11 protein-coding genes are annotated in these 12900 nt (G+C 63.1%); all 11 read left to right on the forward strand.

Features of this window, described 5'->3' with window-relative positions; all coding sequences use genetic code 11:
* Positions 1–2: 2 nt before the first annotated feature.
* Entirely contained in the window at positions 3–752 is a 750-nt protein-coding gene (rnc, locus tag NR193_RS04045; protein ID WP_256749585.1) for a ribonuclease III, read from the forward strand.
* Positions 749–1681, forward strand: coding sequence for a GTPase Era (gene era, locus NR193_RS04050; protein ID WP_256749586.1), 933 nt, complete (start codon positions 749–751; stop codon positions 1679–1681). Before rnc ends, era begins: the two co-directional genes overlap by 4 nt.
* 40 nt (positions 1682–1721) lie before the next feature.
* On the forward strand, positions 1722–2612 hold the full coding sequence (locus NR193_RS04055; RefSeq protein ID WP_256749587.1) for an aminoglycoside phosphotransferase family protein: 891 nt from the start codon (positions 1722–1724) through the stop codon (positions 2610–2612).
* 602 nt (positions 2613–3214) lie between these two features.
* Positions 3215–4384: a porin gene (locus tag NR193_RS04060; protein ID WP_256749588.1), complete on the forward strand. Its 1170-nt coding sequence runs from the start codon at positions 3215–3217 to the stop codon at positions 4382–4384.
* A gap of 136 nt (positions 4385–4520) precedes the next feature.
* Positions 4521–5297, forward strand: coding sequence for a DNA repair protein RecO (gene recO / locus NR193_RS04065; protein WP_256749589.1), 777 nt, complete (start codon positions 4521–4523; stop codon positions 5295–5297).
* A complete protein-coding gene (locus tag NR193_RS04070; RefSeq protein ID WP_256749590.1) occupies positions 5294–5812 on the forward strand; it encodes a PaaI family thioesterase in 519 nt (172 codons plus the stop codon). The genes recO and NR193_RS04070 overlap by 4 nt, the downstream gene beginning before the upstream one ends.
* Before the next feature lie 84 nt (positions 5813–5896).
* Entirely contained in the window at positions 5897–8641 is a 2745-nt protein-coding gene (locus tag NR193_RS04075) for a DUF2339 domain-containing protein (protein WP_256749591.1), read from the forward strand.
* Between the two features lie 174 nt (positions 8642–8815).
* Positions 8816–9334 carry an RNA polymerase sigma factor gene (locus tag NR193_RS04080; protein WP_091577120.1) on the forward strand — a complete coding sequence of 173 codons (519 nt, stop codon included), beginning with the start codon at positions 8816–8818 and terminating at the stop codon, positions 9332–9334.
* Complete coding sequence (locus NR193_RS04085; RefSeq protein WP_256749592.1) at positions 9331–10122, forward strand: anti-sigma factor; 792 nt, start codon at positions 9331–9333, stop codon at positions 10120–10122. The genes NR193_RS04080 and NR193_RS04085 overlap by 4 nt, the downstream gene beginning before the upstream one ends.
* A gap of 207 nt (positions 10123–10329) precedes the next feature.
* Positions 10330–11436, forward strand: a complete 1107-nt coding sequence (locus NR193_RS04090) for a peptidase C39 family protein (RefSeq protein ID WP_256749828.1) — start codon at positions 10330–10332, stop codon at positions 11434–11436.
* Positions 11433–12896 carry a RimK family protein gene (locus NR193_RS04095; RefSeq protein WP_256749593.1) on the forward strand — a complete coding sequence of 488 codons (1464 nt, stop codon included), beginning with the start codon at positions 11433–11435 and terminating at the stop codon, positions 12894–12896. Before NR193_RS04090 ends, NR193_RS04095 begins: the two co-directional genes overlap by 4 nt.
* The last annotated feature ends 4 nt before the right edge of the window (positions 12897–12900 follow it).

Raw genomic sequence — 12900 nt, forward strand, 5'->3', positions numbered from 1 at the left:
GGATGGCAGCGGCAAAACGGCTTACCGCCGACGCGCTCGCCGAAGCGCTTGTGGAACGCACGGGCCACGCCTTTGCCGACCGCCAGCGCCTGCAGCGTGCATTGACCCACGCCAGTGCGCGCGGCGCCAATGCCGGCACCGACTATGAGCGCTTCGAGTTTCTTGGCGACCGGGTTCTCGGCCTGGTGGTCGCCGACATGCTGCTGGCCGCATTTCCGGATGCTGCGGAAGGTGAACTGTCGCTGCGGCTCAATGCGCTGGTCAACGCCGAGGCGCTTGCGGAAATCGCCGAGGATATCGGCCTGCCGGACCTGATCCGCGCCGGTTCGGACATGCGCGGGCTCGAGGGCCGAAAGCGTGTCAATTTGCGCGCCGACGCGTTGGAATCGCTGATCGCGGTGCTTTATCTCGATGGCGGGCTGGAGGCGGCCCGCGCTTTCATCCATAAATACTGGCAACCGCGCTCGCAGGCTTCAGGCGCCGCACGCCGCGATGCCAAGACCGAATTGCAGGAATGGGCGCACCATGCGGCAAGTGCTGTCCCTGCCTACAGCATCGACAGCCGTCAGGGACCGGATCACGATCCGCTTTTCACGATCAGCGTCCGAGTTGGTGCATTTCAGCCAGCGAGCGGCAGCGGTCGTTCAAAGCGCGAGGCCGAGCAGGCCGCCGCCGCGGCAATGCTTGTTCGCGAAGGCGTCTGGAACAACGTATCGGACGCGCGGCGCGTCAATGAAGGGAGTGCGGTATGACCGCCACCGAAGACAGCTCTGCGGCACCAGACGCCGCTGCCACGCACTCCGGCTTCGTCGCGCTCATCGGCGCGCCCAATGCGGGCAAATCGACCCTGGTCAACCAGCTTGTCGGCGCCAAGGTGTCGATCGTTACCCACAAGGTGCAAACGACGCGCGCCATCGTGCGCGGCATCGCCACGCATGACAATGCGCAGATCGTCTTTGTCGACACGCCTGGCATCTTCAAGCCCAAGCGGCGGCTTGATACGGCGATGGTGACCACTGCCTGGGGCGGCGCCAAGGATGCCGATATCGTGTTGCTGTTGATCGACGCCGAGCGCGGCATCAGGGGCGACGCCGACGCCATCCTCGAAAGGCTGAAGGACGTTCGCCAGCCGATGGTGCTGATCCTCAACAAGGTCGATCGGGTCAAGCATGAGACGCTTCTGGCCTTGTCCGCGGCTGCGAACGAAAGGGTGCCGTTCAGGCGTACCTTCATGGTCTCCGCGCTGACCGGTTCCGGTTGCAAGGACCTGCTCGACTATCTCGCCGAAACGCTGCCTGCCGGCCCTTGGTACTATCCGGAGGACCAGATCTCGGACCTGCCGATGCGCCAGCTGGCTGCCGAGATCACCCGCGAAAAGCTCTATCTGCGGCTGCATCAGGAACTGCCCTATTCCTCGCATATCGAGACCGAGAAATGGGAAGAGAAGAAGGACGGCTCGGTGCGCATCGACCAGACAATCTACGTCGAGCGCGACAGCCAGAAGAAGATCGTTCTCGGCCACAAGGGCGAGACCATCCGCGCCATTGGCCAGGCAGCGCGCATGGAGATAGCAGGCATCCTCGAACAGAAGGTGCACCTGTTCCTGTTCGTGAAGGTGCGCGAGAACTGGGGCGACGACCCCGAGCGCTACCGCGAGATGGGGCTCGAGTTCCCGCATTAGGGCATGATCCCGAAAAGTGGGAGCCGGTTTCGGAAAGACCATGCCCAAGGTGAACATCGACGCAGCCTTGGTGAGGCGGTTGATCGCCACGCAATTTCCCCGCTGGAAGGATCTTGCGATCAGGCCAGTTGACTTCGGCGGATGGGACGACAGGACCTTCCATCTGGGCGACGGGATGACCGTGCGGTTGCCGAGCGCCGCGGCCTATTCCCTGCAAGTGGAAAAGGAGCATCGCTGGTTGCCGAGGGTGGCGCCGCTGCTGCCGCTGCCGATCCCGGTGCCACTGGCTATGGGGGTCCCCGCCGAAAACTATCCCTGGCACTGGTCCGTCTACCGATGGATCGAAGGCGAGACGGCAGAGCGAGAGCGCATCGCCAGCCTGTCGCAATTCGCGGCCGACCTGGCCGGGTTCCTGGTTGCCTTGCAACGGATCGATACCAGCGGCGGCCCGGCACCGGGGCAGCACAATTTTTTTCGCGGCGGACCACTCAACGTCTATGACGGCGAAGCCAGGCAAGCGATCGCTGTCCTCGACGGCAAGATCGATACAGACGCAGCAAGCGCGGTGTGGGAGGCAGCCCTTGCCGCGACATGGCACGGCGCGCCGGTCTGGTTCCACGGTGACGTCAGCTGGGGGAATCTGTTGGTCAGGCAAGGCCGGTTGAGCGCGGTGATCGACTTCGGAACTTCGGGCGTCGGCGATCCCGCTTGCGACCTGGCGATTGCCTGGACACTTTTTAAAGGAAAAAGCCGGAAGGCGTTTCGCGCCGGCCTTGCCGCCGATGAGGCAATGTGGGCGCGGGGTCGTGGCTGGACGCTTTGGAAGGCGTTGATCACGGCCGCCGGACACATCGACGTCAATCCGGTCGAGGTTGAAAAATCCCGGTACGTGATCGATGAAGTGCTAGCCGACCACGTCCACGGGGCGTGAGGCTTCCAAAGCAGCCTAAGCGTTGAATTCCCGACCTTCCTGAAAGGGTGGGCCTATATCGCCGGTTTTGAAAGCGTCTGGTCGTCGGCGGCAGGACAATGCCTCGATTGGTGCGACCATCTCACATTCTTGCAGGCAAGTCGGTCGTCGATACAGCCGTGGACGACAGGCGCTGCCGGCCTTTCGCCACGACGCCGGAATGCGATCTGGCGCGCCCTGCCGTCTGATGACGAGTTGGACGAAACTATTAGGTATTTCCCACATAAAAAGGCAGATAATTCTTATTTTCAGTACATAATCGGAATTATGACGCCATTGAGATATAATTAGCCGAGAAACTATCTGAATATATATTGATTATATGACGCTGTTCCAATTGTGCCATTCGACATTGTTGTTAGTGTTATTTGTGCGATTAATCTATTTAGAGAATCGTGGTTATTTCAAAAACCGTCATTGAAGGCAGGGGATCGATGGGTATGTTCGCCGCTGAAAAGGGCGAGCGGTGCGAGCCTTTTTCGTTGTGGGGGTGAGGCGGGAAAACATTGCCGCCAGCCACAAATCCGAAGCCAATTTAAAACTATGACTGGAGAGGTCAGAAAATGAACATCAAGAGCCTCCTTCTCGGCTCAGCCGCGGCACTGATCGCGGTGTCCGGCGCGCGCGCCGCCGACGCTGTCGTCGTCGCCGAACCGGAGCCGGCCGAATACGTCAAGATCTGCGACGTCTACGGCGCCGGCTACTTCTACATCCCAGGCACCGAGACCTGCCTGCGCATCGGCGGCTATGTCCGTTACGACATCGGCGTCGGCGATGCCGGCTCGCTCGATGGTGTCAGCCATGTCCCTGACCATCAGGACGGAGGCACGCATTCGACCTACTACAAGAACACCCGCTTCACGCTGAAGACCTGGACCGGTCAGGAAACCGAACTCGGTACCCTCAAGACCTACACCGAGACCCGCTTCAATTACGGCAACAGCAGCGGCGACTATCTCAATCAAGGCGCGTCCAATGCGGACGACTGGCAGGGCCGTAACAAGTCCCTCTCGCTGCGTTACGCTTGGATTCAACTCGGCGGCCTGCGAGTCGGCAAGGACGATACGGCGTTCGATACATTCGTCGGCTATGCCGGCAACGTCATACAGGATACGCTGGTTCCGTATGGCGGGCAGGAGAGCAACGTCGTTCAGTACTACTTCGACGCGGGCAACGGCCTCTCGGGGGTGGTCTCTCTCGAAGAAGGCTCCGGCAAGGTCGGCACCATCGATAGCTATGTTCCGCATGTTGTCGGCGGCTTGAAGTACAAGGGCGACTGGGGTGCGATCACCGGCGTCGTCGCCTATGACAGCAACTATGAAGAAGTGGCCGGCAAGGTTCGTTTGGACGTGAATGTCAGTAAGGAACTGTCGCTGTTCATCATGGGCGGTTACGGCACGGACGACAACCTCAACGACAATGCGGGCAACGCCATCGATGCCAGCGGTCGCGGCTTCTACAAGCAGTGGGGCGGCAACTGGGCAGTCTGGGGCGGCGGCACCTACAAATTCAACGCCAAGACTGCGTTCAATGCCCAGGTCTCCTATGACGACTGGAAGAACCTCGGCATTGCCGCCAACGTTGCCTACACCGTTGTGCCCGGCTTTACGGTCACGGCTGAAGTCGACTACCTCAATGCAGGCAAGTTCGGCGACGCCGACTTCAACAACTGGACCAAGGCCACCAAGAAGAGCAGCCTCGGCGGCATCCTCCGCTTCCAGCGCTCGTTCTAACGGTCGACTGACCTTACCAGGCCCGCCCGCAGCGATATGCTGCGGGCGGTTTTTTTTATGCACTGTCCCGGTGCCGGTCTGTCATGCCAAAACCCATACCTTGATTTCGCCATCCAACCGGTGAAAAGCTCCAGGCATGGAATGGCGCGACGAGGGAATCATTCTCGGCACCCGCAAGCATGGCGAAACGAGCGCCATCCTCGAGGTGATGACGCGCGCGCATGGCCGCCATCTCGGGCTTGTCCGTGGCGGCCGCTCGCGCAAGCAGCAGCCCGTTCTCCAGCCAGGCAATCGCGTCGACCTGTTGTGGCGGGCGCGGCTCGATGAACATCTTGGCACCTTCCAGGCCGAGGCGATCGAGATGAACGCCGCCCGGCTGATGGACAGTGCCGTTGCCGTCTACGGGTTGCAGACCATGGCCCAGCACCTGCGCCTGTTGCCCGAGCGTGACGCCCATGGTGGCCTCTACGAGGCGCTCACCGTGATGATCGTCCATCTCGACGATGCCGACGCTGCCGGCGAACTGGTGGCGCGCTTCGAGCTTCTGATCCTCGATGAACTCGGCTTCGGCCTCGATCTCAGCCAGTGTGCCGCCACCGGCACGCGGCAGGACCTTGCCTATGTCTCGCCGAAATCGGGCCGTGCGGTATCGCGCGAAGCCGGCGCGCCATGGCGTGACAAGATGCTGGTGCTGCCGGCCTTCCTGCAGCGCGGCTCCGGCCTGCGGGCGGATCCGGCGGCGGTGGAAGACGCCTTCCGGCTGACCGGCTTCTTCTTCACACGCCACGTCTATGAGCCACGTGGCATCGAGCCGCCCGACGCCCGCTCCGGCTTCCTTGCCGCGTTGCGCAAGCACCATGCGCGCGGCAAGGCCTTGGCCGAGGAGAACGCGGCCAGAGAAATCATCACATGAGCGAAGTGGAACTTTATCCGGGCCGGGTCTCGCCGCTTGGCCTCGGCACCATTCCGCACGCCGATATCCTGAAATACACCGGCCTGGAACTGCTGCAGCGCATCATCGACGGCAAGTATCCGGCGCCGCCGATCTCCTTCCAGCTCAGCTTCGCGTTGACCGAAGTGTCGGAAGGCCGCGCCGTGTTCCGCGGCGTGCCGAGCGAGCGCCATCTCAACCCGCTGGGCGGTGTGCATGGCGGCTGGGCGGCAACCCTGCTCGATTCGGCACTGGCCTGCGCCGTGCAGACGCTGCTCGACAAGGGCGAAGCCTATACGACGGCGGAGTTCAAGGTGAACCTGACGCGGCCGATCACGCCCAGGACCGGCGAGGTGGTCTGCGAAGGCAAGGTCGTCCACAAGGGCCGAACGCTGGCGGTGTCGGAAGCGACGCTGAAGGACGCCAGCGGCAAGCTGCTGGCTTTCGGCACCGAAACATGTTCGATCTTTCCGGCCGCCAATCTGGCGGCACGGTGAGTTTTCTGGCCGTCTGGCCGCCGCATTTGAATGTCAGTGGGACTGAAACGTCAGTGAAAACTGGCCTGGTTTGGGGGAACCGCCATGTTTGAAAGCCTGATCGGCCTTGTCGCCATCATCGCGTTGGTCGTCATCATTTCGCGCCAGCAGAGCCGCATTGGCCTGATCGAGCGCGAGCTTGGCGCGCTGCGCAGCCTGGTCCTTTCCGGCGCCGTGCCGCCCGTGGCCACGCCGTCTGAACAATCAGCGATCGACAGCAGGCCAGCCGACGCTGCCGCGGCCATTGCGTCAGCGGCCGAAATCGCCTCGCCAGCGGTGAGCGAGCCGATTACCGCGCAGGCGCCGGCCATGGAAGCGGAAGCTCCATTCGGCGAGGCCGTGCCCGGGCCGTGGACCGCAGGCGAGCCGAAGGCAGCCGAACCTGCCGAGCCGGCCGCTGCGGCGAAGGCGCCCGGCAAACCGGACATCGAAACCGCGCTTGGCACCCGCTGGGCGGTCTGGGTCGGCGGCATCGCGCTGGCGCTGGGCGGCCTGTTCCTGATCCGCTACACGATCGAAGCCGGTATTTTCGGCCCCGGCGTGCGGCTCGCCATGGCGGCGGTTCTCGGGCTGGTGCTGGTCGCCGGCGGCGAGTTCATTCGCCGCACCGGCTTCCAGGTGCCGGTGCAAGGTGCCGCCGGCGCCTATATTCCGGCGATCCTGACGGCGGCGGGCGCTTTCATCCTGTTCGGCACCGTCTATGCCGCGCACGGTATTTACGGCTTCATCGGCCCGGCGCTTGCCTTCACCCTGCTTGGCGCCATCGGCGTGGCGACGATCGCGGCAGCCCTTGTCCATGGCCAGGCGCTGGCCGGCATCGGCCTCATCGGCGCCATGGTGACACCGATGCTGGTCGCCTCGCAGGCGCCCAATCCCTGGGCGCTGTTCGGCTATCTCTCGATCGTGCTTGTCGCCACCGGCGTCATCGCCCGCATGCGCGACTGGAAATTGCTGATGGCGGCGGCCTTTGTCGGCACCGGTATCTGGACCATCCTCTACATGACAGATGCGCCGGGGGCGAACCTCTCCGCCATCCTGTTCATGGATGCCGTCACGCTGGCCGTGCTCGCTCTGGTCTGGCTCGGCCGTCGTGACGACGAAACCGGACCAACCAAAGCCTTCGACTGGCCGTCCATCGCGCCTGGCCTGTTCGTCGCATTCTCGGCGCTGGGCCTGTCGGTCGACCCGGCCTTCGCCGTCGCCGGCGATGCCTTGCCGGGCGCCGTGATCCTTGCCGCAATGGTGGCCGTCGCGCTCTATCGCCCACTGGCGCTGCCGTTGCTTTACGCGGCCGGACTGGTGACGGTGCTGATCTATCTCGGCATCATCCCACCGACGTCCGTGGCATCGGATTTTTCCAGTGATGCTCTGGGTGTCGACGGCCAGCCGGTGGTGGTATCCGATGCCTTGACGTTGCGCATCGGCATTGCGCTCGGCCTGATTTTCATCGGCGCCGGCTTCTGGGCCGCGCGCCGCTTCGCTGCCTCGGCACAGATCCGCGCCGCCTCATGGGGGGCGTGGGGCGTCATCGTGCCACTGGTCATTCTGCTCGCGCTCTGGTTCACCTTCGGCAACATCGACCGTGATCTTGTCTACGCAGCGGCCGCGACACTGCTGGTCGTGATTTTTGCCGCCGGCGGCGAGTGGATCGCGCGCAGCGAAGAGCCGCCGCTCAAGGGTGGCGCGGCGGTGTCGTTTGCCTTGGGCGGTGCTGCGATAGCCGGTCTCTTGATGCTGCACATGGCTTTCGATTCCGGCTGGACCACCATCCTGCTGGGTGCTGCGGCCATCGTACCGGCGCTGGCGACGCGCTGGCGCTCCTATCCGGTGCTTGGCTGGATCTCGGTCGGCGCGGTGATCGCGGTGCTTGTCCGCGTCGCCTTCGACCCGACCATCGTCGGTGCTGAATTTCTCTCCAGGACACCGGTCTTCAACTGGCTGCTGCCGGGCTACGGCATACCGGCGCTCGCCTTCGGCTTCGCCGCCTGGCAACTCGCCCGCACCACCAATGGCCGGCCGCGCCTCGCCATGGAAGCGGCGGCGGCGCTGTTTGCGCTGCTCACGCTCGCCATGCTGGTGCGTCACGCCATGCATGGCGGCGTCATCGACACGGGTGCGATGACGCTCGCCGAGCAGGCGATCTACACGCTGATCGCCATCGGCGCCGGCGCCATCCTGGTCGCCATCGACATGCGGTCGCCAAGCTCGGTGCTGCGCTATGGTTCGATGGCCGCCGGCGTGGTTTCGGTCGCCTTCATCGTCATCCGGCATTTCGTGGTGCTGAATCCGCTGTTCACCGACGAATCGACAGGCCGGATCTCGGTGTTCAACCTGTTGTTCCTCGCCTATCTCCTGCCGGCGGTCGCTGCCGGGGGGCTGGCGCTCTACGCCAGGGACAAGCGGCCGAAATGGTATCCGCAGATGCTGGCCGTGGTGGCGGCCGTACTTGCCCTGGCCTATGCCACGCTGTCGGTCAGGCGGCTGTTCAAGGGCGAGTTTATCGGTCTGTGGAGCGGCCTTGGCCAGTTGGAGACCTACACCTATTCGGCGCTTTGGCTGGTCCTCGGCGTGGCGCTGCTCACCGCCGGCGTCTGGTTGAAGTCGCAGGTGCTGCGCATCGCCTCGGCCGCGCTCATCTCGATCGCCGTGCTGAAAGTGTTCGTCTTCGACATGTCGGAATTGGAAGGCGTGCTGAGGGCGCTGTCCTTCATTGGCCTCGGCGCGGTTTTGATCGGCATCGGCCTGTTTTATCAGCGGCTGCTGACGCGGGCGGCGAAGGAAAATGGATAAAGGCAAGCAAGAACAATAAAAATTCAGTCCGGCCGGGAATAGATCGGCCAATGGGCTCGTTATCTGATTGCCTGGGTGACCGGAGCGGCGGACCGCTTCGCGCTGGCCGCTTGCGCCGCGCCGGGAAGGCGCGTTCAATTGGGCTCAACAGAGGCGACCTCAGAACCAGCGGTCATGGACGAAAAGAAGGCAGCGATCCTTGGCGAAATACCGCGTCTGCGCCGCTATGCGCGCTCGCTTTTGCGCGACCGCGATTCTGCCGACGACCTCGTCCAGGATTGCCTCGAACGGGCGCTTGTACGGCTCGACAACTGGCAGACAGGAGAAAGCCCCAGGAGGTGGCTGTTTACGATCATGCATCATTTGTTCATCGACCAGATGCGCAAGGTGAACCGTCGCGGCGAAGCCGCGATGCTGCCGCTGGAGGCTGGCGAGGCAGTCGCTCAGCCGGCCGAGCAGATGGAGAGCATCGCCTCGCGCGAGATCATTGACGCATTGCAGGCGATCAGCCCCGACCGCCGCGCGGCTCTCGTCATGGTCGCCATCGAAGGTTTTTCCTACGCCGAAGCCGCCAACATTCTCGGTGTGCCCGCGGGCACGCTGATGTCGCGCATCGCGCGCGGGCGTGAGGAACTGCGCGGGCTGCTGGACGACACGGCACGCCGCCGCGCAATAAGGATCGTCGAGAAATGATCCGTCGCGATTTTTCCGAACGTGACATCCACATGGCGCTCGATGGCGAGCTGCCAGCCGATGAGCGCACCGCTTACGATGCCTGGCTCGAAGCCAATCCCGAAATGAAGGCCAGGAGCACGCGCTTCACCGCCGACCGGGCGGCATTGCAGGCCGCCTTCGCCGGCGTGCTGGACGAGACCGTCCCGGTGCGGTTGCGCAAGGTCGTGCTTGGCGAGACGCCGGTCAAGGCTGCGGTGGCGCGCTCGCGCTGGTGGCTTTCTGCCGCTGCGGCCGTGCTTCTGGTCGCCGGCGGGCTCAGTGGCTATCTTGCCGGCATCGACGGCATCGGACAGGAAGACCAGGCGGAGGATCGGCTCGCCGAACAGGCGATTGCCGCCCATGTCATCTATGCCGCCGAAAAGCGCCATGCGGTGGAAGTGCCGGCCAGCGACAAGGATCATCTGCAGACCTGGCTGTCCAACCGGGTTGGGTTGAAGCTGGTGGCGCCGGATCTGACCGCGAACGGTTTTCAACTGGTCGGCGGCCGGTTGCTGCCGGCCGGCGAAAGCAAGGCCGCGATGCTGCTCTACGAGGACGACAAAGGCGAGCGCATATCGCTCTTCGTCACCACGGAATCGACCGAGAATGCCAAGGGCACCTACATGGCGGCGCAGGACGGCCCGCAGGCCGTCTACTGGCTGGACAAGGGCTATGGCTGCGCCGTCGTCGGTTCGCTGCCGCGCGAGCAATTGGCGGTCGTGGCCAAGAGCGCCTATGGCCAGCTTTTGGCAGGTCTCGCGAGCTGAGTCGGTTGCACTTTTCCGCAGCCGCGGCCTCTCAAAACGGCAATCCCGTTCAAAGCCCCCGCACTTACTTACCGCCACGGAACCTGTCACAATTCGGCCCTAATCAAGGTGCGATAGCGCTTGATGAATACCGGCGCTTCGGCCGGTGTTTACGGCGTCTTTGGCCGGGGCCGTTTCGGCAACGAAATCGGGGTTTTCTTAAGCCGCATGCCTGCCGAGATCCGCACGGCCCGCGCGTCTGACGTCGATGATCTCGCCGCCATCGAGAAAGCTGTTTTCTCGAGCGATCGCATTTCCCGCCGCTCCTTCCGCCTGTTCATCGAGCGCGAGACCGCCGAGACGCTGGTCGCCGAAGTCGATGGCCGCATTGCCGGCTATGCGATCGTACTGTTTCGCAAGGGCAGCGGTGTGGCACGACTCTATTCCATCGCCACCGGACCTTTCTTCGGAGGGCTCGGTGTCGGCCGCCAGTTGCTCGGGGCCGCGGAAGACGCAGCCTTCGAACATGGCCGCATGATGTTGCGTCTGGAGGTGCGCGAGGACAACAGCCGTGCCATCCGCATCTACGAGCAGGGTGGTTATCGCAAGATCGGCCGTGAACCCGGTTACTACGAGGACGGCCAGACGGCGCTTCGCTATGAAAAGACCTTGCGCGGCGATGTTCCGATCGCCACCAAGGTGCCGTTCTACCAGCAGACCTGCGAATTCACCTGCGGCCCATGCTGCCTGATGATGGCGATGGCCAATTTCGACCGCGACTTCGTACCGGATCCGATCATGGAAATCCGCCTGTGGCGCGAGGCAACGACCGTGTTCATGATGTCGGGACCTGGTGGTTGCGAGCCGTTCGGCCTCGCTGTCTCGGGTTATGAAAGCGGGCTCGCGGCGGAGATCTACGTTTCGTTCTACGGCGCCCTGTTCCTGCAATCGGTGCGCAGCGAGGACAAGCGCCGGGTGATGGAACTGGCCCAGGTCGACTTTCGCCGCCGCGCGGAACAATACGGCATCCCGGTGAATTACCGTCCGTTCACCATCGACGACATTCGTGATGCGATCGCTGGGGGGAAACTGGTGCTGGTGCTGATCAGCGGCTTCCTTATGTTCGGCAAGAAGGTGCCGCACTGGGTGCTGGCCATCGGCGACGACGGCGACCATATCTTGATCCACGATCCCTGGGTCGAGGACGAAAGGCAAGAAACCATCCTTGATGCCGCCAACATTCCGGTGCCCTACGGCATCTTCATGAACATGGCGCAGTTCGGCCGCGACGGGCTGCGTGCGGCCATAACTCTGGGGAAGCGCGACAGACAATGACCTGGGTCATCCTTACCGGCCGGCAAAGCGACCTCGACCAGGTGGCAACACCGCACAAGATCATCACCAACCGTGACTATCTCGCGCATCCGTCGCTGTTTCGCGGCCAGCGGCCGAAGGTCATCAACCTGTCGAACAATTACGCCTATCAGAGCCGCGGCTATTATGCCTCGTTGCTGGCGGGCTCGCGCGGCCACAAGGTCATTCCGACCGTCGAGACGATGATCGACCTGTCGGAACGCAAGCTCTACGAGCATGCATTGCCGGAACTGGAACTGGCGCTCAACAAGTGCCGCAAGGATCTCGGTGGCGCCTTTCCGGCAAAGGTCTGCATCTTCTTCGGCATCGGCCCGTCCAAGGTCTGGGACCGTTTCGCCAAGCTGTTGTTCGACTGGTTCCGGGCGCCGGCGCTCGAAGTCCACATCAAGGACAGCGCTGAATGGGCCTCGATCCGCAAGATCGGCTTCCACCCGCTGGCGCGGATGACCGAGGACGAAGAAAAAAGCTTCATCCAGTGCCTGGAGACCTACACCAACCGCGAGTGGCGCGACACCAAGGGCCGCACGCCGGCGCGCTACACCTTCGCCACGCTGGTCGATCCGCATGAGGAATTGCCGCCGTCGGAGATTTCGTCGCTGCGCTATTGGGCCAAGATCGCCGAAAAGATGGGGGTCGAGATCGAGCCGATCACCAAGAAGGACCTGGCCAAGCTTGCCAATTACGACGCTCTGTTCATCCGCGAAACCACGTCGATCTCCAACCACACCTATCGCTTCGCCCGCCGCGCCCAGCAGGAAGGCATGCCTGTCATCGACGACCCGCTGTCGATGATCCGCTGCACCAACAAGGTCTATCTCAACGAGTTGATGGCCTACAACAAGGTGCCGGTGCCGCCGACGGTGATGATTGCCGGTACGTCGGATCTCGAGGTGGCAGCGCAGACGCTGGGCTTTCCGCTGGTGCTGAAGATCCCGGATTCCTCATTCTCGCGTGGTGTCAAGAAATGCGCCAACTTCGAGGAGCTGAAGACACTCGCCACCGAATGGCTGGAGGATTCCGATCTCCTGATCGCGCAGAAATTCATTCCGACCGAATATGACTGGCGCGTTGGCGTGCTCGGCGGCCAGCCGCTTTTTGCCGTGCATTATCTGATGGCCAAGAAGCACTGGCAGATCGTCAACCACAAGGCCAACGGCAAGCCGGACCAGGGCGGCATCAAGACCTTCACGCTGAAGGAAACGCCGGCGCATGTCGTCGAGACTGCGGTTAAGGCAGCGCGCTGCATCGGCGATGGCCTGTACGGCGTCGACCTCAAGGAGACCAAGGACGGCGTCTTCGTCATCGAGGTCAACGACAATCCGAACCTCGACCATGGCTGGGAGGATTCCGGCGAGAAGGACGAGGTCTGGGTGCGGCTGACGCAGTGGTTCCTGGAGCGGCTGGACCGGCCGGGGCGATAACAGT

Source organism: Mesorhizobium sp. Mes31 (assembly GCF_024519675.1).
GTDB lineage: Bacteria > Pseudomonadota > Alphaproteobacteria > Rhizobiales > Rhizobiaceae > Mesorhizobium.

Coding starts and splice junctions, on each gene's coding strand:
- rnc (WP_256749585.1), top strand. CDS start 3: ATGGCAGCGGCAAAACGGCTTACCGCCGACGCGCTCGCCGAAGCGCTT.
- era (WP_256749586.1), top strand. CDS start 749: ATGACCGCCACCGAAGACAGCTCTGCGGCACCAGACGCCGCTGCCACG.
- NR193_RS04055 (WP_256749587.1), top strand. CDS start 1,722: ATGCCCAAGGTGAACATCGACGCAGCCTTGGTGAGGCGGTTGATCGCC.
- NR193_RS04060 (WP_256749588.1), top strand. CDS start 3,215: ATGAACATCAAGAGCCTCCTTCTCGGCTCAGCCGCGGCACTGATCGCG.
- recO (WP_256749589.1), top strand. CDS start 4,521: ATGGAATGGCGCGACGAGGGAATCATTCTCGGCACCCGCAAGCATGGC.
- NR193_RS04070 (WP_256749590.1), top strand. CDS start 5,294: ATGAGCGAAGTGGAACTTTATCCGGGCCGGGTCTCGCCGCTTGGCCTC.
- NR193_RS04075 (WP_256749591.1), top strand. CDS start 5,897: ATGTTTGAAAGCCTGATCGGCCTTGTCGCCATCATCGCGTTGGTCGTC.
- NR193_RS04080 (WP_091577120.1), top strand. CDS start 8,816: ATGGACGAAAAGAAGGCAGCGATCCTTGGCGAAATACCGCGTCTGCGC.
- NR193_RS04085 (WP_256749592.1), top strand. CDS start 9,331: ATGATCCGTCGCGATTTTTCCGAACGTGACATCCACATGGCGCTCGAT.
- NR193_RS04090 (WP_256749828.1), top strand. CDS start 10,330: ATGCCTGCCGAGATCCGCACGGCCCGCGCGTCTGACGTCGATGATCTC.
- NR193_RS04095 (WP_256749593.1), top strand. CDS start 11,433: ATGACCTGGGTCATCCTTACCGGCCGGCAAAGCGACCTCGACCAGGTG.